Source organism: Marinobacter sp. (assembly GCF_048269445.1).
Lineage (GTDB): Bacteria > Pseudomonadota > Gammaproteobacteria > Pseudomonadales > Oleiphilaceae > Marinobacter.
This window is the reverse complement of record NZ_JBLXIQ010000001.1, coordinates 538,728-563,559: the sequence shown is the minus strand read 5'-3', so window position 1 is coordinate 563,559 and position 24,832 is coordinate 538,728. Positions and strand designations below refer to the sequence as shown.

Annotated in this window: 22 protein-coding genes; 13 read left to right on the top strand and 9 right to left on the bottom strand. The window is 58.0% G+C overall.

Translation table 11 applies throughout. The features are described 5' to 3' along the window. Positions 1 to 15 precede the first annotated feature (15 nt). Both ACN0XM_RS02620 and ACN0XM_RS02615 read left to right on the top strand, forming a co-directional pair. Entirely contained in the window at positions 16 to 2,004 is a 1,989-nt protein-coding gene (locus ACN0XM_RS02620; protein ID WP_417565360.1) for an acetoacetate--CoA ligase, read from the top strand. Positions 2,005 to 2,318: 314 nt separating this feature from the next. Beyond that, on the top strand, positions 2,319 to 4,562 hold the full coding sequence (locus tag ACN0XM_RS02615; protein ID WP_417565359.1) for an NADP-dependent isocitrate dehydrogenase: 2,244 nt from the start codon (positions 2,319 to 2,321) through the stop codon (positions 4,560 to 4,562). Between the two features lie 88 nt (positions 4,563 to 4,650). On the opposite strand, the gene ACN0XM_RS02610 is transcribed toward ACN0XM_RS02615, so the two are convergent. Continuing rightward, positions 4,651 to 5,844: a cation:proton antiporter gene (locus ACN0XM_RS02610; RefSeq protein ID WP_417565358.1), complete on the bottom strand. Its 1,194-nt coding sequence runs from the start codon at positions 5,842 to 5,844 to the stop codon at positions 4,651 to 4,653. 3 nt (positions 5,845 to 5,847) lie between these two features. Beyond that, positions 5,848 to 6,318 carry a Cys-tRNA(Pro) deacylase gene (gene ybaK, locus ACN0XM_RS02605; RefSeq protein WP_417565357.1) on the bottom strand — a complete coding sequence of 157 codons (471 nt, stop codon included), beginning with the start codon at positions 6,316 to 6,318 and terminating at the stop codon, positions 5,848 to 5,850. Positions 6,319 to 6,540: 222 nt separating this feature from the next. Here ybaK and ACN0XM_RS02600 point away from each other — a divergent pair, with 222 nt between their 5' ends. Further along, positions 6,541 to 7,731: a diguanylate cyclase gene (locus ACN0XM_RS02600; RefSeq protein ID WP_417565356.1), complete on the top strand. Its 1,191-nt coding sequence runs from the start codon at positions 6,541 to 6,543 to the stop codon at positions 7,729 to 7,731. Positions 7,732 to 7,847: 116 nt separating this feature from the next. After that, entirely contained in the window at positions 7,848 to 9,134 is a 1,287-nt protein-coding gene (locus ACN0XM_RS02595; RefSeq protein ID WP_417565355.1) for a serine hydrolase domain-containing protein, read from the top strand. 10 nt (positions 9,135 to 9,144) lie between these two features. On the opposite strand, the gene ACN0XM_RS02590 is transcribed toward ACN0XM_RS02595, so the two are convergent. Further along, positions 9,145 to 9,489, bottom strand: a complete 345-nt coding sequence (locus tag ACN0XM_RS02590; RefSeq protein ID WP_099618196.1) for a hypothetical protein — start codon at positions 9,487 to 9,489, stop codon at positions 9,145 to 9,147. Between the two features lie 198 nt (positions 9,490 to 9,687). On the opposite strand from ACN0XM_RS02590, the gene ACN0XM_RS02585 reads away from it, so the two are divergent. Further along, positions 9,688 to 9,939 (top strand): hypothetical protein, encoded by a 252-nt coding sequence (locus ACN0XM_RS02585; RefSeq protein WP_417565354.1) that lies wholly within the window; start codon positions 9,688 to 9,690, stop codon positions 9,937 to 9,939. Here the strand turns inward: ACN0XM_RS02585 and ACN0XM_RS02580 are convergent. Beyond that, positions 9,936 to 10,997 (bottom strand): hypothetical protein, encoded by a 1,062-nt coding sequence (locus ACN0XM_RS02580; RefSeq protein ID WP_417565353.1) that lies wholly within the window; start codon positions 10,995 to 10,997, stop codon positions 9,936 to 9,938. The genes ACN0XM_RS02585 and ACN0XM_RS02580 overlap by 4 nt on opposite strands. A gap of 175 nt (positions 10,998 to 11,172) precedes the next feature. Here ACN0XM_RS02580 and ACN0XM_RS02575 point away from each other — a divergent pair, with 175 nt between their 5' ends. The 3 genes from ACN0XM_RS02575 to ACN0XM_RS02565 are packed head-to-tail and all read left to right on the top strand — an operon-like array spanning position 11,173 to position 15,675. Then, positions 11,173 to 14,658 (top strand): response regulator, encoded by a 3,486-nt coding sequence (locus ACN0XM_RS02575; RefSeq protein ID WP_417565352.1) that lies wholly within the window; start codon positions 11,173 to 11,175, stop codon positions 14,656 to 14,658. Between the two features lie 33 nt (positions 14,659 to 14,691). Beyond that, the gene (locus ACN0XM_RS02570; protein WP_417565351.1) at positions 14,692 to 15,249 is read left to right on the top strand and encodes a hypothetical protein; all 558 of its coding nucleotides are present in this window, start codon (positions 14,692 to 14,694) and stop codon (positions 15,247 to 15,249) included. 12 nt (positions 15,250 to 15,261) lie between these two features. After that, entirely contained in the window at positions 15,262 to 15,675 is a 414-nt protein-coding gene (locus tag ACN0XM_RS02565) for a response regulator (RefSeq protein ID WP_417565350.1), read from the top strand. Between the two features lie 26 nt (positions 15,676 to 15,701). Here ACN0XM_RS02565 and ACN0XM_RS02560 read toward each other — a convergent pair whose 3' ends face one another. Then, positions 15,702 to 15,974 (bottom strand): hypothetical protein, encoded by a 273-nt coding sequence (locus ACN0XM_RS02560; RefSeq protein ID WP_417565349.1) that lies wholly within the window; start codon positions 15,972 to 15,974, stop codon positions 15,702 to 15,704. Positions 15,975 to 16,515: 541 nt separating this feature from the next. Here ACN0XM_RS02560 and ACN0XM_RS02555 point away from each other — a divergent pair. Next, the gene (locus ACN0XM_RS02555) at positions 16,516 to 16,755 is read left to right on the top strand and encodes a hypothetical protein (protein ID WP_417565348.1); all 240 of its coding nucleotides are present in this window, start codon (positions 16,516 to 16,518) and stop codon (positions 16,753 to 16,755) included. Positions 16,756 to 16,770: 15 nt separating this feature from the next. On the opposite strand, the gene ACN0XM_RS02550 is transcribed toward ACN0XM_RS02555, so the two are convergent. After that, on the bottom strand, positions 16,771 to 17,304 hold the full coding sequence (locus ACN0XM_RS02550) for a hypothetical protein (RefSeq protein WP_417565347.1): 534 nt from the start codon (positions 17,302 to 17,304) through the stop codon (positions 16,771 to 16,773). A gap of 185 nt (positions 17,305 to 17,489) precedes the next feature. On the opposite strand from ACN0XM_RS02550, the gene queC reads away from it, so the two are divergent. Both queC and queE read left to right on the top strand, forming a co-directional pair. Then, complete coding sequence (gene queC / locus ACN0XM_RS02545) at positions 17,490 to 18,155, top strand: 7-cyano-7-deazaguanine synthase QueC (protein ID WP_417565346.1); 666 nt, start codon at positions 17,490 to 17,492, stop codon at positions 18,153 to 18,155. Beyond that, positions 18,155 to 18,811, top strand: a complete 657-nt coding sequence (gene queE / locus ACN0XM_RS02540) for a 7-carboxy-7-deazaguanine synthase (protein ID WP_417565345.1) — start codon at positions 18,155 to 18,157, stop codon at positions 18,809 to 18,811. The genes queC and queE overlap by 1 nt, the downstream gene beginning before the upstream one ends. Here queE and ACN0XM_RS02535 read toward each other — a convergent pair whose 3' ends face one another. The 3 genes from ACN0XM_RS02535 to ACN0XM_RS02525 form a co-directional block, all read right to left on the bottom strand. Continuing rightward, positions 18,812 to 19,885, bottom strand: coding sequence for an AraC family transcriptional regulator (locus ACN0XM_RS02535; RefSeq protein ID WP_417565344.1), 1,074 nt, complete (start codon positions 19,883 to 19,885; stop codon positions 18,812 to 18,814). A 137-nt stretch (positions 19,886 to 20,022) separates the two neighbouring features. Next, complete coding sequence (locus tag ACN0XM_RS02530; protein WP_417565343.1) at positions 20,023 to 21,624, bottom strand: ExeM/NucH family extracellular endonuclease; 1,602 nt, start codon at positions 21,622 to 21,624, stop codon at positions 20,023 to 20,025. Positions 21,625 to 21,795: 171 nt separating this feature from the next. Beyond that, complete coding sequence (locus ACN0XM_RS02525; protein WP_417565342.1) at positions 21,796 to 22,698, bottom strand: helix-turn-helix transcriptional regulator; 903 nt, start codon at positions 22,696 to 22,698, stop codon at positions 21,796 to 21,798. A 262-nt stretch (positions 22,699 to 22,960) separates the two neighbouring features. On the opposite strand from ACN0XM_RS02525, the gene ACN0XM_RS02520 reads away from it, so the two are divergent. Next, positions 22,961 to 24,244: an MFS transporter gene (locus ACN0XM_RS02520; protein ID WP_417565341.1), complete on the top strand. Its 1,284-nt coding sequence runs from the start codon at positions 22,961 to 22,963 to the stop codon at positions 24,242 to 24,244. A 161-nt stretch (positions 24,245 to 24,405) separates the two neighbouring features. Then, the gene (locus ACN0XM_RS02515; protein ID WP_417565340.1) at positions 24,406 to 24,831 is read left to right on the top strand and encodes a MarR family transcriptional regulator; all 426 of its coding nucleotides are present in this window, start codon (positions 24,406 to 24,408) and stop codon (positions 24,829 to 24,831) included. Position 24,832 lies beyond the last annotated feature (1 nt).

Here is a 24,832-nt window from a genome sequence, read left to right as displayed (position 1 = left end):
TGACAGGAGAGACGGATGAGTCACACAGAACAATCACCGGTAGTCTGGTCTCCCTCGGAAGACACCCTGAAAAACTCCCGTATGGGCCAGTTCAAGGCCTCGCTGGAACAGCAGGGCTTCGGCCCCTTTGCCGATTATCACGCCCTGCACCAATGGTCTATTGAAGAGCTGGAGACCTTTTGGCAGAAGGTGTGGGATTACTGCGGCCTGGTGTGCGATACCCCGGCCGACCAGGTCCTGGGCAAGCGCGATATGCCCGGTGCCGAATGGTTCCCGGGTATGAAACTGAACTTCGCCGCCAACCTGCTTCGTCTGGCGGAGGGTGAGCACGCCGACCGCGAGGCCGTGGTGGCCTATTGTGAAACCCGGCCAGTGCTGCGTCGCAGCTATGCCCAACTCAAGGCAGACGCCGGCGCCCTGGAGGCTTTCCTGCGCAGCAAGGGAATCCGCCAGGGAGATCGCGTCGCAGGTGTCGTGACCAACGGCTATGAAGCGCTGGTGGGTATGCTGGCCGCCACCAGTCTGGGTGCGGTATGGAGTTCCGCTTCCCCGGATTTCGGCGTCGGTGCCATTCTCGACCGGTTTGGTCAGATTGAACCCGCCGCACTGATCGCGGTGAACGGCTACGGCTATGGTGGCAAGGTCTTTGCCCGCCAGCACGACTTCGCGGAACTGATCGCCGGCCTGCCAACCCTTAAAACGGTGGTCAGTGTCCAGCAGCTGCCGAACGAAGCGCCGATTGCCGGTGACCGGGTTACCACCTGGGACGACGCATTGGCCTTCGGTGCTGGCAACGCGCCCTCGTTTACGCCGCTGCCGCCGGATCATCCCGTTTATATCCTGTATTCCTCCGGTACCACCGGCAAGCCCAAGTGCATCGTCCACGGCAACGCCGGCCTGCTGGTTAACCATGCCAAGGAACTGATGCTGCACGGTGATGTGGGCCCGGACGACCGGTTCCTCTACTTCACCACCTGCGGTTGGATGATGTGGAACTGGCAGGCTTCCGCCCTGCTGACCGGTGCCGCGGTTATCACCGTTGATGGCTCCCCCGGTTATCCGAGCCTCAGTTTCCTGTGGGACACCGTAGCGAAAGAGGAGGTGACTCATTTCGGCACCAGCGCGCGGTTTATCGCCGGCTGCCGCAAGGGCGAATTACAGCCCGCGAAAACCCTGGACCAGAGCAAGCTGCGGGTGGTGTTCTCCACCGGTTCTCCGCTGTTGCCGGAAGATTACGACTGGATGTACACCGATGGCGCCCCGAATGCCCTGCTTGGCTCCATCGCCGGTGGCACCGACATCTGCGGCTGCTTTGTTGGCTCCACGCCGCTGCTGCCGGTGCGCCGCGGTGAAATCCAGTGCCGCTTCCTCGGTGTCGACGCGGTCGCCTATGGCGATGACGGCCAGCCGGTCAGCCAGGGCCGGGGCGAGCTCGTCTGTCGACAGCCCCTGCCGTCCATGCCCGTCTGCTTCTGGGAAGACCCGAACGGCGAACGCTACCGGGACGCCTACTTCAATACCTTCCCCGGGGTCTGGGCCCACGGCGACTTCATCGAATTCACCGAGCACGGCGGCGCCATCATCTATGGCCGCTCCGACGCGACCCTGAACCCCGGCGGCGTCCGCATCGGCACCGCGGAAATCTACCGCCAGGTAGAAACCGTGGCCGAAGTCAAAGACAGTCTCGTGGTTGGCCGCCAGATTGAAGGCGACGTCGAAGTAGTCCTGCTGGTGGTGCCCGCCGACGGCCAGGAAGTCACCGACGAGTTGCGGAAGCAGCTCAGGTCCCGCATCCGCGAGGGCGCCAGCCCCAGGCATGTGCCGAAACACATCGTGCAGGTGAACGACATCCCGTACACCCGCAGTGGCAAGAAAGTGGAGCTGGCCGTGGCCCGCCTGATCAATGGTTCGAAGAAAGCCGACAACCGGGATGCGCTTGGCAACCCGGAGGCGTTGGATCATATCCGGGAGCGGTTTGCTGAGGTTGGGTTGCTGTCCGACTAAGATGTGGAAAGTGGACGGGTTTGTCGGATTACGCCTTCGGCTGATCCGACAAACCCGTCCCGCGTCCCCACCGAAGTAATGTTAGCCGATGTTAGAAAGTTTCGTAAATTCCCGCCATTTCATCGTGTTGTAACGGAAGATCAGGCATTTTTAGACCGTTCTTATACTAAGATCGTAACCAAAAATTACGGAAAAATGGTATCTTAGTAGGTCTATCAAAAGTTCCCAATCAGTCATCGCTCAGGTCGGACGTTCAAAAGACGCCTGACCCCGCCATGACCGTCCTGAACCCACCCATTAGCCTGAGGACGAAAATGACATCATCCAAAGCCAAGATTGTCTACACCCTGACCGACGAGGCACCAGCCCTCGCGACGCGGTCACTTCTTCCTATCCTGGAAACTTTCGCCAAGCCCGCTGGTATTCAATTTGAAACCAGTGATATCTCCCTGGCGGCACGTATTCTGGCGAATTTTCCGGACTACCTCGAAGAAGATCAGCGGGTTCCGGATGCCTTGGCAGAGCTCGGTGATTACACCAAGGATCCCGATGCCAACATCATCAAACTGCCCAACATCTCAGCCTCAATTCCGCAATTGCGGGCGGCTATCAAGGAGCTGAATGACCAGGGTTACAAGTTGCCGGAGTACAAGGAAAACCCGGAGACAGATCAGGAGAAGGAAATCCAGTCCCGTTACAACAAGGTTCTGGGCAGTGCCGTGAACCCGGTCCTGCGTGAAGGTAACTCAGACCGTCGTGCCCCGGCTGCGGTCAAGGCCTTTGCCCGCAAGCATCCGCACACTATGGGTGAGTGGAGCCCGGCATCCCGCACCCACGTGGCGCACATGCGGGGTGGAGACTTCTACTCCAGCGAACAGTCTGTCACTTTGGACAAGGCCACGATCGCCCGCATCGTGTTCGAGAACAAGCAAGGCAAACAGACCGTTCTGAAATCCGAGTTGCCGCTGCAGGAAGGCGAAGTGCTGGACGGCATGTTCATGAGCAAGAAAGCGCTGGTGAAGTTCTTCGAAGACGCCATCGAAGACTGTGAAAAGACCGGTGTCATGTTCTCGCTGCACGTAAAAGCCACGATGATGAAAATCTCCCATCCGATCGTGTTTGGTCACGCGGTGAAGGTTTTCTACAAGGACCTGTTCGACAAGTACGGAGAGCTGTTTGACGAGATCGGTGTCAATCCGAACAACGGGCTCTCCAGCGTAGTGGAGAAAATCAAGCAACTGCCGGAGTCCAAGCAGGAGGAAATCCAGGAAGATCTTCACGCCTGTTACGAGCACCGTCCGGAAATTGCCATGGTGGATTCGGTAAAGGGCATCACCAACCTGCACGTACCGAGCGACGTCATTGTTGATGCCTCCATGCCCGCCATGATCCGCAACTCCGGCAAGATGTGGGCCCGGGACAACAAACTCAAGGACACCAAGGCTGTCATGCCGGAGTCCACCTACGCCACCATCTACCAGGAAGTGATCAACTTCTGCAAAACCCACGGCGCTTTCGATCCGACCACCATGGGTACCGTGCCAAACGTGGGGCTGATGGCGCAGAAGGCCGAGGAATATGGCTCCCATGACAAGACCTACGAAATCAAGGAAGACGGAGTTGTTCGCGTCGTTGCCGATGACGGTACCGTGCTGACCGAGCACAACGTCGAGAAGGGCGACATCTGGCGCGCGTGCCAGACCAAGGACCTGCCGATCCGCGACTGGGTCAAACTGGCGGTCAGCCGCGCTCGTGCCACCGGCATGCCGGCGGTGTTCTGGCTGGATGATGAGCGTGCCCATGATGCTCAGTTGATCAAGAAAGTTGAGACTTACCTCAAGGATCATGACACCGAGGGTCTGGACATTCGCATTATGTCTCCGGTTCGGGCTATTCGCTGGACCATGGAGCGTCTGATTCGCGGTCTGGACACCATCTCTGTAACCGGTAACGTGCTGCGTGACTACCTCACCGACCTGTTCCCGATCCTGGAGCTGGGCACCAGCGCCAAGATGCTGTCCATTGTTCCACTGCTCAATGGCGGTGGCCTGTATGAGACCGGCGCTGGCGGTTCGGCACCGAAGCACGTGCAACAGCTGATCCAGGAGAACCATCTGCGTTGGGATTCGCTTGGCGAGTTTCTGGCGACGGCGGTATCCCTCGATGAACTGGGCGAGAAGCATGGCAACGAACGTGCCCGTCTGCTGGGGCAGACCCTCGACAAAGCCACGGAGCGCCTGCTGGAAAATAACCAGTCTCCCTCCCGTGTTACCGGCGAACTGGACAACCGCGGTTCCCACTTCCACCTCGCCCGGTACTGGGCCGAAGAACTGTCCAAGCAGGATTCCGACAAGGAATTGAAGGAGTTCTTCACCAAGCTGTCGAAACAGCTTGAGGAGAACAAGGACAAGATTCTTGAGGAAATGACGGTTGTTCAGGGCCACCCGGCCGATATCGGTGGGTATTACCATCCGCCGGCAGAAAAAGTCTGCGAGGTAATGCAGCCTAGCGCGACGCTGAACAAGATCCTTGCCGATGCGCGAGCGTCTGTAAAGTAACTAGCCTGATAGATAGCCGGAGCGCCCGGCTATTGGTCCAAAGCCCGTATGACCGTCATGGCCATATGGGCTTTTTTTATTCTGGTCGTCAGTCGTCGTCAGTTTGCTCGTCGTAACCACGGCCGGTTTCTCCCGCTCTATGCAGGTTATACATGGTGGTGGGCGGGCCAATCAGTTCAAAAAAAACCGTGGAACCGATGATCAGCGGAAGAATAAACGAAACTTCCGGAAGCCGGTCGGTTGCCACCAGGGCTAGCCCCATGGCTACACCTGCCTGCGGAAGAAGGCAGGCCCCGTTGCGAAGCCGCACCATCCGCGCCGAGTTTGCGAGCATGCCTCCAATTGCTCCCCCGAGTATGCGACCGGTTATCCGAGCCAGGATATAGGCTATGCCGAGCAAGCCGATCGTGGGCAGTAAGTCCCAATCGAGGCTGAACCCCGCGAGAAAAAAGAACGTTGCCAGGAAAGGTTCGATGATGCCCTCGATCGAACGAAACGGGCGCACATGATGGTGAGCCCGGTTCGCAACAACAATTCCGAGAGTCATACAGGTCAGCAGGTAGGAAAGTTCCAGAGCGCCTGCTATGCCGGCCGCGACGAATACGAAACCGGCCGACTCCAGAAGCATCGGCTCCCCTGGCTTCAGGCGTCCGGTCATCCAGGCCATGGGCAAGCCCAGCACGACGCCGAGAATCATCGCACCGAGAACCTCATAGAAGCCGTATCCGATGGCTTCAAAAACGGCTGTACCATTGCCCGAGAAGAGCTCGGCGAATACCAGCAGTATGCTGAAAAGAATGGCCCCCCAGGCATCGTCAATGGCCACCACCTGAGCCACCACGCGGGTAAGAGGTCCCCGCGATCCTGCTTCTCTCATAACATCCAGGGTGGCTGCGGGGTCGGTCGCAGTTGCGATGGCGGCCAGCAGAAGAGACGCTGGCAGATTTCCCGTCACTGTCCAGGTTGTGAAAAATATAACCAGTGCGGTGACCAGGGTCACGGCAAGGCTCACGATAATCGCCTCGCGTCCGTCTTTCAGGTCGCGTAACGACATGCGCTCGCCAAGAAGAAATCCCACCATTGCCAGCGTCAGTTCGGTTACCAATGGGAAATTGTCACTGACTCTTACCGGGATCAGGTCCAGAACCGACGGGCCTGCAAGAGCTCCCACCAGCAGGAGAAGCGTTACCCGGGGTACGCGCATCCGCTGACCCAGAGTGTGAGCTCCCAGGGCCAATAACATGATGCCTCCGATAAGCAGAAGGTCTATGGCGTGATTCAAAGATTACTCCTGATGGAGGGAGACAAAAACACCGTCAACCAGACGTGCCAGATCCTGGGGTGCCAGCTCGATTTCAAGCCCGCGGCGGCCTGCGCTGACGAAAATGGTCTCGAAGCTCTGGCCGGATTCATCAATGAAGGTTCTGAGTTTTCGTTTCTGGCCCAGGGGACTGACGCCGCCCAGGACGTAACCGGTGCTGCGTTGAACGGCCTGTTTGTCTGCCATGGCGGCTTTTTTGCCGCCGGCTGCCCGGGCGATAAGTTTCATATTCAGCATGGTGGTCACCGGAACGATACCGACGGCGAGCTCCTTTTCATCAATGGCGACAACCAGCGTCTTGAAAATGCGGGCGGGATCAACACCCGTCTTCTCGGCCGCTTCGGTGCCATAGCTTTCACTCGCCGGATCATGGTTATACTCGTGAATGGTATGGGCGACCCTGGCCTTTCGTGCAGCGTTGATGCCCGGCGTCATGTTCAGCTCCTTCAAAGTGATAGCATGGGGGATTAAACCAGTTAAACCACAGAGCAACAACTGCCTGCAGAGTAGCGGGCCGGTGCGGAGTTTGTTGATTTTACGGCTAATAAAATTTGACGCTCGACTTGAGGTCCCGTTATGACTATTTTTCGTACATCATGAACAATCAAGACAAATGGCTGTGTATCCATGGAGCCTTCACCGGCAAAAGATCAGGGAATGAATAATTTGAATGACCATCAGACGCCCCTGCGGCGGGCGGGCTGGGCAACTCTCATCTACCTGATCGCCGGTGTCACCTGGATTGGGTTTTCGGATTCCATTGCCGAGGCCTGGTTTCCGGACCCGAAAACCCTGTCGGTTGTCCAGACCTGGAAGGGCTTCTTGTTTGTCCTCACCACCGGGCTGGTTCTGTTTGTCGGGCTTTTTCGCCAACTCGCCAAGGATCGGGTCCTGCTGACATTGCAGTACAGCCAGCGCCAGGCTTTGCGCGATCGGGAGCGCCAGCTTCAGGTGTTGATGGACAATCTCCCTGGCATGGCTTACCGGTGCCGTTATGACCCCCAATGGACCATGCTGTTTGTCTCCCAGGGTTGTGCCCGCCTGACGGGTTATGAGCCGGAGGAGCTGATTGAAAACCGGGTGACCAGTTATGCCAGCCTGATTGATGATGAGGACGGCGAACGCATCTTCTGCGAAGTGAAGGCGGCACTGGAGAACGACGAATCCTTCTCCTTGGAATACGGCCTGACCTGCAAGGACGGCAGCCGGATCTGGGTCTGGGAACGTGGGCGGGGTGTTGAGGAAGGTGATGGCACAGTGGTCCTTGAGGGGATTGTCCTGGACATATCGGACCGCAAGGAGCTGGAAATCGAGCTCGAAGAGCTGGCGACCCGTGATCCACTGACCGGCCTCTTCAACCGGCGGGAAATGTCGAGGATTCTGGAGGAAGAGCTGGAGCGGGCCAGGCGTTATCAACGCCCGATGGCTTTGCTCTGGATCGATTTTGACCATTTCAAGGACGTTAACGATACCTACGGCCATGCCGCGGGGGATTCGGTGCTCCGCTCCATCAGTCGTCTGCTGCTGGGCAGTGTTCGCAGTGTCGACTCGATTGGTCGGTTCGGGGGCGAAGAATTTGTGATTGTCTTGCCCGAAATGGATCTGGACGAAGCCCGTGATACAGCCGAGCGTTTGCGCCGCAAGGTGGTTGAGGCACCGCAGCCGCTGGGCGATGGAAGTGCCGTGCCATTAACCATTAGTGTGGGCGTCGCGGTATACCCCGAACACGCGCAAAATGCGGCGGCACTGTGTGCGGCCGCCGACAAGGCCATGTATCTGGCGAAGGACCGGGGCCGAAACTGTGTGGCCATGGCGCACCTTCACGACCAGGTCCATAATGAATCGTAAGCTCGTTGCCGGGTGGAAGCGTTGACGCTGGCCCGGTCACCGTCCGGCCAATGCGATTTGCGCCGGCGAAACTGAAGATAGAATAAAAACAATCGTCCTGATAAAGGTTTGACCCGATGAATCGACTTGCCCGCCGCGCGCTTCACATCTGCCAGATTCCCGGGGATCTCGACACCGTGACCTTCCGCGACGCTGCCAGTGAGAATCCGGCAGCCGCCGGTGTCAGTGAAGAGACCGTCGAGGCCATCTGGCGCAGTGTCCAGGGGCTTTACCGAACAGGCGTGCACCCCGGAATCCAGATTTCTGTTCGCCACCGGGGCGAGCAGGTTCTGCACCGCGCCATTGGCCACGCCACCGGCAACGGGCCGCACGATCCTCCGAATGCGGCCCGGGTTCCGATGACCACCGATACACCGATCTGCTATTTTTCGGCCTCCAAGGCAGTAACTGCCCTGCTGATCCATATGCTGGCGGAACAGGGGCTGGTTAACCTGATGGATCCGGTGTCCTACTATTGCCCGGAGTTCGCCAGTGGAGGAAAACGTACCATCACGGTTCATCAGATCCTCTCCCACCGGGGGGGTATTCCGGCGATTCCGAGGGAAACGCCTATTGATGTGCTGTGGGATCGCGATGAGATCTGGCGCCTGCTATGTGCGGCCAAGCCTGTGGAAGTGGACGGTGCCAAGGTGGCCTACCATGCCATTACCGGTGGCTTTGTGTTGCAGAGGGTGTTGGAAAGTGTCACAGGGGACACCATCGAAAACTATCTTGATCGGCATCTGCGCCAGCCAATGGGTATGAAATGGTTTACCTATGGCATTGCACCGGAACACCTGAATGAGCTCGCCAGCAACTACGCAACCGGACCAACGCCGCGCTTTCCCGTTTCCTGGGTGGTAAATCGGGCTTTGGGTGGTGACATCCGGACGGTCGAGCGGGTCACAAACGACCCTCGCTTTCAGGAAGCGGTGATTCCCGCCGGGAACCTGTGCGGAACCGCGGAGGAAATGAGCCGGTTTTTCCAGATGATGCTGAACGGGGGGCTCTGGAATGGTCGACGGATCTGCAGTGAACTCACCATTCGCCGTGCCATTCAGCAGTTTGGCTCGCTCCAGATCGACCGGACCATGATGGTCCCCATGAGGTTCAGCGCCGGCATGATGCTGGGCGGGAATCCAGTGGGTCTGTGGGGCCAGCACAGCCGCTATGCCTTTGGCCATATCGGACTGATCAACAAGCTGTGCTGGGCGGATGCAGCCCGGGATATCTCGGTCAGTCTACTCAATACCGGATTTCCGATTATTGGTCATCACCTGCCGGCACTGGGGAAGTTTGTCTACACCGTCTGCAATCGGTTCCCGCTGATACCAGAGCACAGGCGACCACTGCTTGCCGCCTGAACCGAAGGCTTCACATGGTGCGCAGCTGTGCTTCCAGAATGCCCAGTACGGACGACAGTATGTCGCGGAAATCGGTCAGGGTCTGGGTGCGCTGGATGACGTCTTCACGGTTTTCATCCAGCCGTTCCAGTTTTGGCACAACCCGCCGAATACCTTCCGTGATCACTTCGTAGGGATAGTGGTGATCCTGGATGCTGAGCTTGTTGATCTCAGCCACTTCCTGGCTGAAGATACTAATAATGTCATACAGCATGTCCTTGTGATGAATGCTACTGGCTTCCCAGTAGGCATCATCAAGCAGTTCGAGCAGTGACAGATATTCACGCAGGGTATCCGCCACGGATGTCTGGGTCATGGGAGCTCCTGTCAGGGTGGGAAATGTCGTGTCTACAGGGAACTATAGCAGGGGTTCTGTCGCCTGAATTGAAAGTGGGTCTGCCAGCGCATAATTAAAAATGAAACTCTATTCATTTTTATTGCGCTTGGTTTGACTGTTGTGCAGACTTGCAAAATGGGAAAAGGATCTTTCACGACTCAATGGACGAGAAGCCGAATGGATAAGCCCGCTCTGCCCAGTCACCGGCCAGCCTCCCGCGAGGTTATGCTGGACCATCATGACAGCGTTCGCAATCATGTGCATCAGCAGGTGCGTTCAGAAGTCGATCGGCTTGAACGCCGGATTGAAACGCTTCGTTTGGTTAAAGCCCCCCACGCGGCAATCATGATTTCCACCTATGAGCGGATGATCGACCGAAAAAAGGGCTTCCTGCAAAACTGGGATCTCAAGGATGGCGGCTTCAATTAGCGATCGGTAGTCGCGACCGTTGCCCAGTTGGTGATCGCCTCGGACTCCTCCTGATTGGTGCAGTTGTCCGGATTGGCAATGGTATCCTGTGCATCTGCGGAATCCGGGTCATCAATGCGTGCCGGTTCGCCGTCTGAGGCAAAGATCCTTACCACACTCATATCGTAATCCAACTCCACCCTCAGACAATCCGGGCTATTATCGTCCAGGGAATAACCTGGGTAACGATCCAGTCCCAGCACCTCGACGTCGGCGCTCTTGATGAACAGGGTATCGATGTTGTCCTTGATAAAATCCTGCCGCAACTCAATGCTTCCATAATTGCGGCTCAGGTAGTCCGCGGTTGCAAACTCGGTGGGGCTGTAACCCAGCTCCATGAAGCTGTTGGCATCAAAGCGGCTGCCTGCCAGAACGCTGACCAGCTCCGGCTGCTCCTCTTCGTCAACACTCCGGCTGACATACTGAATTGTGCGGTACACCTTTTCTGTCAGGTTTGAGCCTTCAGGGCCGTCGGGCAGATAGCGCCAGTCCAGTGTTGGGTAGATCCAGATCTGGTCATTCAGTGACAAGTCTGCGAGCACGGCAGACTGGTCCGTAAACCGTATTTGCGCCCCATTTCCCCGCGTGTTGTAGGTGCCCGCCACGCCCTCAGCAATGCGCTGGCCAATGTACCGCTTGCCTTCCTGGAAATTGGTGACTTCTCCGGACGCCAGCACCTGATTCATCAGGTCCAGGGGATTGCGCACACTGTCGTACCCGGTGCCTGTTTCTGCCGGAGTGGTGCGGATAAAGATGTCGATGTGGCTACGGATCTCGCCGACGGTTGCCAGGTCATCGGCGTTGTCCCCGGAGGGCTGGATGCCCCGGTAAAAAGTCCAGAACCGGGTATGCTCAAGGTTATCCGGGGCGGTTTGGGTGTTCTCAAGATCAAAGCTGGAAAACCTCAGGTCGACGTTGGTGGCCGGATTGAAGGCCGAAGGGCCGGTGTCCTCAAGCCCGCAGCCACCCAGGGCCAGAGTGGTGACGGAAACAGCAGCGAACACGCAGGAATGTCTCATTTTAATAGGCCCCGGGATGCGAAAAACGACGTAAACGGCTAAAGTGAATAACCTCGGAGCGATTGCCCCGGTTAGGCTACTGACAATAAAACATAACACCGGAACCTACCCTCGCGGAGATCACATTTTGCGGCAACGGCAAGAATGGGCGCCCCATGCGGCGACAGGTTCGTTGATGGCACTGCTGTTACTGGTCACGGCCATGATGCCGGTGGTAGCCAGTGCGGCGGGGCCCTGCCGTGATGGCGAGATTGTGTTGGGCAGCGGTATCGACAGTATTCGCGATCTTGGCGGTTGCATCTGGTACCTGGAGGATCCGGACCAGACCCTCACACTGGAGCAAGTCCGGAACCGGGAGCCGGGCGCGTTCACCCGTGACGAAGGCGGCGTACTGAACTTCGGCTACACCGAATCCGCCTACTGGGTTCGCCTTGATCTGCGAACAGCCGGTGACCCGGGCCAGACTGACTGGATTCTGGAGCTGGCCCTGCCCCTGGTGGATGAGGTTACCCTGTTCATGGTCCGCGACGGCACGCTGATAGAGCATCGGCGGGCCGGCTATGAGGACAACTGGGCCGAACGGGATCTGGCGGTACCCAATCCCACGTTCCGTCTGTCCCTGGCGCCGGATAACCTGAACCGGGTCTACCTGCGGGTTACCAATACCAATACCTTCCGGTTGCCCATCAGCCTCTGGCACCCGGACAGCTACATTGAAAAAGTATCGGTGGACGAAGCTGTCCGGGGGATCCTGCTGGGAGCCATCCTGGCGATCCTGGCCTACAACCTATTTGTCGCTGTTTCGGTTCGCGAACGCAGCAATATCTATTACGTGCTCTACCTGGTGTCGGCGACCATATTTATTGTCACCGAACAGGTCCATGGCGTCCAGGTTCTGGACAGTCGGCCCGCTCTGTTCGACAAGCAATTGCTGCATTTTCAGATTATTCTGACCTGGTTCTGGGGCCTGCTCATGGCCCGGTCACTGCTGGAAACCCGTGAGCGGTCGGCGGACCTTGATCAGGTTATCCGGCTTTGCCTCTACTCTGTGGTTGCCACCTTTGTGCTCTCCCTGTTCTTGCCGTATCACGTGGCCATGGAATGGATCGTTGTAGGATCGATCCTTTTGAGCCTGATCATGATTGTTGTCAGTTATCTGTCCTGGCGCTACTACAATCCGGCGGCGCGCTCTTACTTCTTCGCCTGGACTCTGGCGCTGGTCGGTTTCGGGGTCTACGCCATGACGGTCATGGGCATACTGCCGCTGAACACTTTCACCACCTACTCGCCGCAGTTCGGTTTAACGGCCCAGATCATACTCTTCTCGTTTGCCCTGGCGGACCGGATCAAGCAGGTTCAGGGCGAGGCCCTTGGCTGGAGTCAGCGGGCCCTCTCGAACCTGCAGCGTTACCAGTCGCTGTTTGATAATGCCATTGAGGGGGTGTTCCAGATGTCCCCGGGCCGTCGTTTTGTTACTGCCAACCCGGCGATGGCCCGATTACTGGGCTACAACAGCAGCCGGGAACTGCTCAGACAAAATCCGGATGTACTGGAAACCTGTATTGCCGATGATCGCCTACGCCGTTTGGTGGTAGAGCAGCTGGAAGCAAGGGGCACAGTGAAAGGTATCGAGGCCAGGTACCTGACCCGGGATGGCGATGAGCGCTGGGCCACCATCTCACTGCATACGGTGTACGACGACGAGGGCGAGCCGACGCATCTGGAGGGAACCTGCATCGATGCCACGGAGAGCCACAACCGGCAGCGTATTGAGCGGGAGCGGGAGCAGGAGCGGCTGGAGAAGGAGTTGGCCCGCAACTCAGCAGAGGCAAAAAGCCAGTTTCTGGCCAACATGAGCCATGAAATCCGAACGCCGCTGGCAGCGATCATCGGCTATGGCGAAACCCTGCTTGATCCGGACCTGAGCGAGCCTGAGAAACGAAGCAGTGCCGAGACAGTGGTGCGCAGCGGGCGGCATCTGCTGGAACTGGTCAACGATATTCTTGATCACTCGAAAATCGACGCCAACAAACTGGACGTGGATATTGTCTCGGTTAACCTGCCGGAACTGCTGGATGAAATCCGGGCCTTTTTTGCGCCCCGGGCCCGGGAGAAGGGGCTCGAATTCAGCATTATCTGTGAATACCCGTTACCCGAGCAGATCCTCACAGACCCAACCCGGTTACGGCAGATCATCATAAATCTGTGTGGAAATGCTCTGAAATTCACCGAAAAAGGCTCGATTTCCCTGGTGATTCGATGTGAACGCGACGAGGAACTACTGGTGGCCCGGGTCGTAGATACCGGTATTGGCATGAAGTCGGAGCAGTTGGGCCGGCTGTTTGATCCTTTTGCCCAGGGCAGCGCCGCGATCTCCAGACAATATGGCGGTACCGGGTTGGGGCTCAGCATCTCCAGGCGCCTGGCGGAAATGCTAGGGGGCAACATCCGGGTTAACAGTACCTATGGCGAGGGCAGTGAGTTCGAGCTTTCGATCCGAACCGGTTCACTGGAGCAGGTGCATTTCCTGCGGGATGCCTCGGAGCTGAGTCAGCGTCGCAGAGCCATACCCATGGTTGTGGCACCGAGACTCTCTGGCCGAATTCTGTGTGCCGAAGACAACGACGTTAACCGGCGCCTGGTGTCCCTGCTGGTGTCCCGCACCGGGGCCGAGCTGGTGCATGTGGGTAATGGCGCCGAAGCGCTGGAGCTGGCCATACGTGAGCCTTTTGACCTGATTCTGATGGATATCCAGATGCCGGTGATGAATGGACGTGATGCGACGGCGGCGCTGCGCGAAGCAGGAGTGAATACGCCGGTCATTGCCCTGACGGCCAATGTGATGTCTGAGGATATTGCCGATTATCGGCTGGCGGGCTGTAATGAGCATCTGGCCAAGCCTATTGATAAACAACGGTTTTTCGAAACCCTGGCCCGGTACCTGGTGGTGAGCCCGGACCACGTCCTGGAGTCCGAGCGGCGTTACCGAGGCAAGGTGCTGGTGGCCGAGGACAACGAGGAAAACCGCCAGCTGGTGGAACGTATGCTGCGCCGTGAGGGGTTGACGGTGGTGGCCGTTACCACCGGAGATGAAGCGGTCAGAACGGCGCTTTCAGATACCATTCACCTGGTCCTGATGGATCGTCATATGCCGGGCATGGATGGCGTTGCCGCGACCACGCTGCTCCGCCAGGCCGGGTTCCGCCGGCCAGTGATTGCCTTTACTGCAGGCGACCAGCAGGAAACGGATGCTTTGCTTGAGGCCGGCTGTGATGGAGTTTTGAGCAAACCCATTGACCAGTCACATCTCCGGTCCTTGCTGGCACGAATGCTGGGTGGCAGCCTGGCCTCCGCCGCCCCGGCCGATGAGGAGGCGGAGATTGCCCATCTGGTCGCCCAGTTTCTTGACGGTTTGGCGAACCGCAGGAAGAGGATTGCGGAGGCGTTGGTCCATGGCGATCGAGAACTCATAAAAACAGAGGCTCATCAGATCAAGGGGACAGCGGGGGCCATGGGCTATCCGCTGATGACCCGCCAGGCGGGCAAACTTGAAGATCTTTTGAAAGCCACTGACCCGGACTGGGATCGGGTTCGCAGCGAGCTGCAGGGACTCGGTGAAATGATAGACCGCGCCCTGAGTGCATCAGAGACCCCGGGCTGATTTGATCTGTGAATAACCAACAGGAACAACGCAATGAGTGAACTGCCGGAACGCCGAGAGCACCATTCCCTCAGTATGATGTACGGGACCTACGCGGACATCCTGTTCGTCCTGTTTCCCTTTCTGATTATTGGTATGCAACGGCTGTGGGAAGGCCGGCTCTATGAAACGTTGCTGCGACCGGATCTGAGTATTGCGGCTACCATTCTGGCGGGCCTTGCCATTGGCAAGTTTGTGCTCGGGCTGGTGACCAACCGGGATCTGGGGCGCTACAAGGAACGCATCGTTTTCTTTATCGCGCTGACCCTGTTTGTGGTGCTTGGCCCGGCAATCATTCTGATATTGAGTATACTGGCAAGTTCCGATGTGCCCGGCTTTGTTACCTTTGTTCAGCCGATTCTGCTGATCATCGCCATCTCCCTGTACACAACGGCGGTGAGCATAAGCAATATCCTGACCCGATTTGGCATGGAGGCGTCATTGACCGGGCTTCAGGATGCATCGGACCGTTCCGATCTCAGGGAGCCCGACCAGCCACGCCCTGCGCCACTGGATCTGCCCCGGCGCACAGGCAATGACCCATCAGCGTGAGAGGAGCAAGTCATGACGGATTTGAGAGTTTTGGTAGTAGAAGACGAGCCTGTGATGAGGGAGCGGCTGGTGGAGATGCTCTACAAGGCCGGGGCAACGCAGGTGGCCGAATGCGTGGATGCGGGCTCAGCCAGGGCGGCTTTTGAAGCCCAGGAATTTCAGATCATTTTACTGGATCTGGGTCTGCCTGATGGTGATGGCCACGAGCTGATGCTGGAGTTCAAGCGCAGCCGGGAGGAGCAGCATATTGTGCTGGTGACGGCGGATGATTCCATTGAAAGTATTCAGCGGGCCATCAGTGCCGGGGCTAACGGTTACGTGGTGAAGCCCTACTCTCAGGAAAAGATTCATGACGTGGTGAACAACTACGCCATGGTCCACGGGGGAGACAGGGCCATGATGCAGGGTCTGAACCGGCGCCACTGACCGATTCAGGGCCTGCATCATGGCGCTTACGCGACCTGCCGTGCAATCCAGGAGTTATAGCGGGTGGCCAGTGCCCTGACATACCGCGCCTCAGCGTCGTTCAGGTTGCCCAGAACCCCCTTGAAGATCCAGCCCCGCTCGTACACACCTAGCACCCGCTGCTCGTCATCCAGGTTAACGCGCTGATTCAGTTTTTTGCAGATAGCATCCAGAAGAGGCAGCTTCTCAGGAGGCTTGATCGGCCCCTGGCGGTTGTTCATGGGCTGGTTCGCTGCTCGTCTTGTCGGATGTTTTTTCATGATGTTCTCCTTGTCGCTTTGCGGCTGCAAAAACAAAACCCCGGTGCTGTGGGCAACCGGGGTTTCGAGGAGAAGCTGACCCGGTCGCTACAAAGGCTCCCGGGACTGACCGAAAGCCGTTAGATGTCTTTCACCATCGCGCGAACAGACTGCCCTGCGTGGCAACCTTCGGCTGTGGAAGCGATGTACTGTGGAATCATTTTGCTCATATCGGCTCTTGTGTTTCGGTTCAGCTACCAGTGTATAGGCTAACCGGCCGTTTGCAATAGCCCGCCATCTTCGGCAAACCCCTACAGACGGCTTTGTAGCTCGTTGGCATAATTTTAATTGTCACGTGTTTTACGTTGTGCAATCCCAATTGCCTGCCGCGCCAGGCAATTGATGGATCTCTCCTTTATACGCAGCCTTTATGGCTGCGTTTTTTTTGCGTAGTGGAAAGCTCGTAGCCACTAATTCGTACAGATTTCCCACCCTGTTCCGGCGATAATTTGCACACTAATATTTCATTTTTTTCGACAGATAGAGGTTGAAACCCAGTAAAATGCCCGAACAAGCCGGATCTGCAAGCAAAAAGTTCCGTTCCCACGTATTTATCGAACTCGCCCTGATCGGTGCACTGGGCCTTTACCTGCTGGCAGCACAGCGCCAGGTGGTGGGCGACGATCTTGTCTTCACGGTGGCCGGTGCCGGTTTGATGGCGTTGGTGACATACTGGACACTCAACACTATGCGTGACGGCCTGGAAGTCATCGCACTGCGAGTCCGTCGCATCAGACACTGAATCCAGTGCAGGCGATCAGGCCTGGCGGCTGTGATCAGCCAGTGGCAGTGTGGAATCTTCTTCCAGGTCGATCCGTTCCCAGGTTTTATGAAGGATCAGGGCGTCATTGGCCGCCCGGTGCACTGGCAAACCGAGTTCGGAGATCACCTCCTGGCGCATGGCGGACCAGCGGCGTAGCTGCCGCGAGTTTAGCAGCGCCGAGACAGATTCGAGCTGAAAAGTGGGTCTGATGCGGGCTGCCCTGAACAATCGGTGCAGCCAGAAACTGTCAAAGGTCCAGGCATCGCAAAACACCTGTTCCGGTAGCAGCTCATTCAGGGCCTGGGCCACCTCACTGGCGGTAACGCCCTCTGCCTCAAGTGTCTGGCGGGAAATACCGTGTATCTGTTCAGCGCTCTCCGACCAGTCGTGCCACAGCACGTGCGGACAGATCAGCCAGCTGTGGAGGATGCCGTCCGGCATACAGATGCCTACCTCAATCGGGTAGCTTGCGATCAGATCAAGACTGGATGCCTCGAAGTCGATAAATGCCGGGCGGATAGTGGTCATGGGATCAGTGTAGATGATGAATTGTTTTTCGATGAGTTTACCCGCCCCGAACCCGGGACGCGAACCCAACCTGTGCCTGCACTGTTACAATATGTCCACTCATTGTAAAAGCCCGATGACAGCAACAGGTAACGGGCCCGACAGTAAACCAGCCGAAGTCGAATCGCACCATAAGGGGAGCCCGAATGACTGACACCGTGGTTGTAATCTATTCCGGAGGCATGGACTCCTTCACGCTGCTGAACCTGGCCAGAAATCGTGGTTACCGGGTCCATGCCTTGTCCTTCAATTACGGGCAGCGGCACGTCCGGGAACTTGAGTACGCCCGTTCAGTGTGTGAAATCCAAGGTATTCCCCACAAGGTGATTGATATCCGTGCCATGAGCGAGGTGATGTCCGGATCGGCGCTGACCTCCGACCTGGATGTGCCCGAAGGGCACTATGAAGAGGATAGTATGAAGGCCACCGTGGTGCCCAACCGCAACATGATCCTGTTGTCGTTGGCGACCGGGTATGCGGTGACAGTGGGCGGCGCCACCGTGTGGTACGGCGCCCACGGTGGCGACCATGCCATCTACCCGGATTGCCGCCCGGAATTCGTGGCAAAGATGGATGCGGTGTGCCGGGTGGCCAACTACGAACCGGTGGGCATTGAAGCGCCCTTCATGACCATGGATAAGAGCCAGATCCTGGCCGAAGGTCTCCGTCTCGGGCTGGACTATTCACAGACCTGGACCTGCTATAACGGTCGCGAGCGCGCCTGTGGCCGCTGTGGCTCCTGTGTGGAGCGGCTTGAGGCGTTTGCCGCCAACGGGGTTACAGATCCTCTCGAGTACGAGGGCAGTCGCTGATGTACCGGGTCAAAGAAGCCTTTTATACCCTGCAGGGCGAAGGGGCCCAGGCCGGTCGTGCCGCCGTCTTCTGCCGATTCAGCAAGTGCAACCTGTGGACCGGTCGGGAGAAAGACCGTGCCAGCGCGGTCTGTAATTTCTGTGACACGGATTTCGTGGGCACTGATGGCCAGAACGGTGGCCGGTTTGAGTCTCCGGAAGCCCTGGCCGGGCATATTCGCAGCCTATGGCCGGATGCGCCCGGCAAGCCCTATGTCGTCTGCACCGGCGGCGAACCCCTGTTGCAGCTCGACACTGCCATGGTAGAGGCGTTCCACCGGGAGGGGTTTGAAGTAGGCGTAGAAACCAACGGCACCCTGCCAGCCCCCGCTGGCATTGACTGGCTGTGCGTCAGCCCAAAGGCCGATGCGCCGGTGGTTATCCAGGCTTGTGATGAAATGAAACTGGTCTACCCGCAGCCCATGGCAATGCCGGAGCGGTTCCTGCACATCCGGGCCAGTTACTATTTTCTTTCCCCGATGGCATCGCCCTCGGCGCCGGAAGGCGGTGTTGATGGCATCAAGCAAAGCAATACCCGCCTTGCGACGGATTACTGTCTGGCCCACCCGCAGTGGCGTCTGACCCTGCAAATGCACAAGATTGTCGGTATCGACTGATTACCCGGCTGCCACTACCTTGCCCGTTGACGCGGCCCCGGGGCCAAATTCCGTCGAAGCGTTTCGGAATTGGCTTGGGCTGGTGTCGGTCCAGCGCTTGAAGGCCCGGGTAAAATTAGCGGCATCGGCGTAACCCAGGGCATCGGCAATCCGGCTCAGATTCATAGTGGTGTTCCGTAGCAGGTCGCCAGCTCGCTCCAGGCGGACCTGATCCACCAGCTGCTGGAAGCTGGCCTCTTCTTCCTGGAGCCGGCGCTTCAGTGTCCGTTCGGAGACAAACAGGGTGCCGGCAACCCGGGCGAGTTTTGGTGGAAAGGGGTGGCTGGTTTCAATAACCCGTCGTACCCGACAGGCGAATCCGGCGTCCCCGGTCAGCCGTCGTAACGCCTCTTCACATTGAGCCCGGGAGGAAGCGGCCAGCTGGTCGTCGGTGAACCGCACCGGCAGGTCCAGCCGGGAGGTGGGGATCACCAGGGCATTTTCGGTGGCATCAAACTCCACCGGCACCGGTATTTGTGAGCGGAACCGCTGAAAATAAGCAGGTTCCGGGCGCAGCCGGAGGATCCGCAAGCCGTCAATGACCGATCCGGTCAGTTGCGCTCCCATGGACACGCAACCGAACAGCATGGCATCCATAATGAAGCCGTTCAGCGGACCAAAATCGATATCACAGGTCACGATGTACCAGGCGAGGTTGGCGTCTTCGCGTTTGCTGATCTGCAGGTGAGGTACCCGCAGGGTGAGGTATCGGGTCATCAGCTCCATGGCGTCGCCCAGAGTGCGACTGCTCATGACTGCGGTTCCCAGAGCTCCATGGAGCGGAAGCTTCAATTCTCGGGCGAGCATGATGCCGAGTCCCGGCTCTCCGCTCTCGATGATGGCCCGGGTGACAAACTCGCTGGCCTGGGTCTGGCTAACCCGGAGTTCGGTGGATCTCAGTCTGGCGGGGTCCAGCCCGACCCGAAACAGAAGGTTCTGCTCATCGACACCAATGGAGTTCAGCAGTTCGGCCAGAAGGTGCAGGTAAATGGCCGGCATACCCAGATCCTGTGCCGTTGATAGTGAGGCGCGCATGGGATTTCCTCGTCTGATTCTGTTCTTGTTATTTCGTGGATCGCGTAGCGTCACCGATTATGGCGATTCCTGATGGTTTCCCCCATGACTTCGCTGACGGATTAAAATGGCCCGAAAGGCCAATTGCCGGCTCCCCCTCAGAGCCTGAGGTCGACAATCACCGGATTGTGGTCGGACGATCGCCAGGGCCCGTGCTGATCGGATTGGGAAATTCCTCGATAGCTGAGCGCTCGGGTCTCGTCGGCATTGATCAGCCAGGTCTGGGCCTGGAGCACCAGTGGTCGGAGGCTTGTGGAGGCCAGGGCATAATCCAGAGCGCCTTTCTCGCCCTTGTAGCGATAGGTGTAGTGGGGGCAGTTCGCACGAGTGCAGGGGTGGAACTGGTGCACCATGCTGGTAAAGCCGGCCCCGGCCAGAACGGAAAGAGGCTGCTCACGAGCATAACTGTTGAGGTCGCCGACAATCAGGGTTCCGGCAGATCGGGTTTCCCGGGAAAAGGCACCGGGCCAGTTGGCCAGAGTTCTGGCTTCGGCAACCCGCCGGCGGGTATAGCAACCCTGCCCGTCGGATTGATCCTGATCGTCGCCCACGGCGCCCCGGCAGGATTTCGATTTCAGATGGGGGACAATAATCCTGACCGTCTGCTCACCAGCGGTGCGCCGGAAATCCTGTGCCAGAGGGGGTCGGCCTCGGGATCGAAAGACACCGTCGGTCAGGCGGACGGGCGAACCGACTGGAGTGATCCGGTCGCGGCGGTATAGCAAGGCGGTACGGATTTCGCCGTCACCGTCGCTACCCGGGGTGCTGACAAACTCCCAGTGATTCCCCAGAAAACGGGCCAGTCCGGCGACTGAACTGGCGGAGCCGTAGCCGTCATTTTCCAGTTCGGCAAGCGCCAGGATGTCCGGATCTGGGGCCTGGAGAGCCTGAATCAGACGCTGTAGCTGCTCACGAAACTCAGCGCTGCTTTCCGCGCCGCGCGGGGTGGGAAAGCCTGCGCCCTGGCCATTTCCGTTGAAGAAGTTTCCAAGATTCAGGGCCATCACCCGCACAGAATCGACCGGCTGACGTGGCGGTGCCTTTTTGCGAGGGTTGCTGGCAAGGAACCGGGGGGCATTCGCCGGCTGGATTCGCCAGGCATCGAAACGGAAATCGAGAATGCCAGCGAGTCGGTCGATCTGGTCACCGGCCCGGACGGTAGTTGATGGTGACAGCCCACTGGGTGGCCAGGGTACTGGCCTGGGACCCCGGACGGACTGGTTGTCGTCGAGCAACAGACGGTTCTGGCGATGGCCGGCAGACAGTCGGTGTGCCTGCTGCCCGGGCGCCAGGTATTCGGTGGGCTGGACCTGATCCGATGCCGCCAATGCCAGTTCGCCGTATTCCGCCAGATTGTAGTTATCCACTACTGTCAGGGGGTAGCGGAAGATCACCCTCATGTTCTCCAGGCTCTCGGGATTCATGGACCAGGGCAGCTCGATGGTGACAGGCTCAGGCTGCGGTTCCAGGCCGCACATTCGGATGCTCCGCACCGCCACCAATTCGGTCAGGCCGTGGTATTCCCTGACCTTGCCGGTTATTCGCAGGCGCATGCCGGGGTGTCCGGTATTCCGACTGGTATAGACGAAAACCGCTTCCGATGTGGCCGGGTCGTTGTCGGTCTGATGATCTGCCTGCTGCAGATAGAAGCCGCCAAACCCGCCTTGTGAACGGGAATCCAGGGTAAGGATGCCCTCCACCGTTACTGTCTGGCCGGTGAGCGGAGAGTCGGGGCCGTTACCCTGGACAGCTGAAATAGCTGTGGCTGGCCCACCACAGGCTGAGGCTGCCGTTGCTGCAACTGGCAGAAACGGCAGAACAAGAAAACTGAGGAAGGATAGAAACCGGCATTTGACGCTCACGCCGGCAGTTTAGCAGAGGCCGGCAACGGCTTTGAGTGCCTGTTCACGTTTGCTGCCGAAACCTAGCTGATCCGGATTGGCCAGCTCAAGTTGCTGTACAAGAGGATCCGGGTGCTGGTTGTCGAAGGTAATCCCCAGGCGCGAAAGTACGTAGGGTGCCAGTGCTGCCCGGGCATCAATCTCCAGCCGGCCGCGTTCCATGCCATAGTCCGCGGCAATAATCTGTTGCTGAGCCTGGGTCAGGCGCTGGTCCGGTGTGATCACCAGAGTAACCTCGCGGTTCCAGTCTTTGTCTTGCTCACGGGTGCGTTTCGCACGTTGCCTAAGGGCATCCGGGGAGGTGCGGAAACGGCTCAGGGCGAAGTCGCGGAACTCCCGGTTTGAATCGCACCAAGCCCTAAGGTGCCAGCTATTGCCGACACAAACCAGGGCGTGGGGTTCAAGGATGCTTTCCACGGCTTCAGGCCGGCTCAGGGATGCATAGCTGGCCCGTAACTGTCGGCCCTGCCGCGTGGCGGCAACCACCGCGCGCATGGTTTCCGGTGCAATCACCCGGTTGGGGCCCTGAACAACGACACTGTCGGGCAGGTCGATGTTCAGCGACTCGAAGGTGTTGCTCAGGTTTTGCTGGCGGTCAAGCAGGTCGAGGTACTCATTCACCAGGCCCCGGGTAACCACCGGGCGAAATTTCGCGGCGGGTACATAGCCTTTCAGGTGACGATCGTACACCAGATTGCCCGGCGCCAGCTCACGCAGGTAAGTATTGATGTCCTTGGATGCTTGCTGACGACCAATGCCAAAGCTGTGACAGATGTGATTGGTCGTCAGGCGACCTTCCCACAGGGCAATGGTTTCAATCAGTCGGTAGCGAAGCAGCAGATCCCAGCGGATGGGCCAGTCCGTTTTTTTCATAACCAGGCGCTCATGATCTTATGAATAGCTTGGTTTCATGTTACCCGCTCCGGTACGCAGGGTCTGTTACGGCACATTAATGTAAAACTCTGTTAAACAGCATTATAGCGGCCTTTACCGGTTTTGTGACGCAGTTAACGGGTTGCGGCAAGTGCTTAGTGGTTTCACCTCAAGCTCCTGATCTAATACGCAGCCGGCAAAGTCCGGTGGTTGCTGCTACTTTCAGTTTCATCATTCCGATAAATACCCCGGAGTTGTTGTAATGACCCGAATGGTCACCTCCCTGTCTGCCCTGATGCTGAGCATCATTCTGCTGGTCAGTGGTAATGCATTCCTGATGACTCTGTTGGGCATCCGTCTCAGCATTGAGGCCATATCGCCGGATATTATCGGCTGGATTCTGGTGTGTTATTCCGTAGGCTTTGTTCTGGGTACGCTCTACGTTCACCGGATTATTGGCCGGGTCGGTCACATCCGTGCCTTTGCGGTGTTTGCCGCTATCGCGGCTGTAACCTCTCTGCTCTATCCGATGGCCATCTCCGAGATTTTCTGGGCCGCACTGCGAGTGCTTTCCGGTTTCAGCATTGCCGGGGTTCTGGTGGTTATCGAGAGCTGGTTTTCGAGCCGGGCAACCAACGCCAACCGGGGCGCCCTGTTTGCCGTTTACCAGATTGTATTTTACCTCTCGGCCGCCGGTGGCCAGCTGATCGTCAATATTGGCGACCCGGCCAACTTCATGCCGTTCTCGATTGCTGCAATTCTGTTGGTTCTGGCCCTGGTGCCGCTGTCGTTGACCAGAATGGAAGCACCGGTGATTGAACAGGTTCAGCGCATTTCCATCTTTACCCTGGCTCGTGAGTCTTTCACTGGCGTCGCCGGTGCTTTGGTCTGTGGCATCATGATTGGCGGCTTTTACGCGCTCGGGCCGGTTTACGCCACGCTGGTGGGGCTGGACGTTGCCAGGACATCCACCTTCATGGCCAGTGCTATCGTGGCCGCAATGATTCTGGCCTGGCCCCTGGGCCGGCTTTGTGATCGGTTTGACCGTCGTCGGGTGATGTTCTGGGTGGCGTTGTCTGCCGCTGTGGCGGCTGGCAGTGTCGGGGTTCTGGGGGCGTCCAACCTCTGGTTACTGACCCTGCTGGTGGGCTTGTTTACGGGCCTGTCTGCCAATCTGTATCCGATTGCAGTCGCCATCACCAATGACCGCATGGAGAGTGCCCGGATTGTTGCGGCCAGCGCCACGCTGCTGCTCAGTTACGGTGTTGGCAGTGTGATCGGACCCGTTGCGATGGCCGAACTGATTAATCTAGTGGGGCCAAAAGGGCTGTTTCTGGGCAATGCCGGCTTCCTGCTGATGCTGGCCGTTATCACCAGCTATCGGATCAGTCATACCGAGGATGTTGCGGTGAAAGATCAGGAACACTTTGTGCCCGCCATGCCGGATACGTCGCCAGTACTTGCCGAGCTTGATCCGCGGAATATCGAGTTCCACCAGTCTCCTGAAGTCGATGAGATGCAGGAGGAGCTGCGTCAGGCCAGCTGACGCAGCTCTCGGTTTTCCCCGATTTTGTTTTTACTTTCATATCTGTTTTTATGTCAATGGTTAGCATACTATTGGTAACTTTCCGATAATGTAATTTACTGGCGGCTTGCCGGTCTTTCCGACGGCTTGATCTTGGTCCTTTTTGAACGGAGTGACGACAGATGAGAGAGCAGTTTCCTTTCGCGGTAGCCCGGGTGACCCGCCGCTGGAGAAAAATGCTGGATGAGCGCCTAAAGGATCTTGGCGTGACCCAGGCCCGGTGGAGCACCATGGTGTATCTGGAAAAGGGCGGCGAAGGCCTGACCCAGCGTGAACTGGCCAGCCTCATGGCGATCGAAAATCCGACCTTGGTTCGGCTGTTGGACAGCCTGGAACAGCAGGGGCTGATTGAACGGCGGCCTTGCCCGAATGATCGCCGGGCTCGCCGCCTGCACCTGACGGACGCAGGCCGCGCCTTTATGGATGATCTTTCGGGACGCGCCGAGGTACTTCGGGAGGAAATGCTCAAGGGCATCAGCGACGAAGAGATCGAGTGTACCGTCAAGGTGTTCCACAAAATTCTGGAAAACGCTGAAAAGCAGAAGTAAT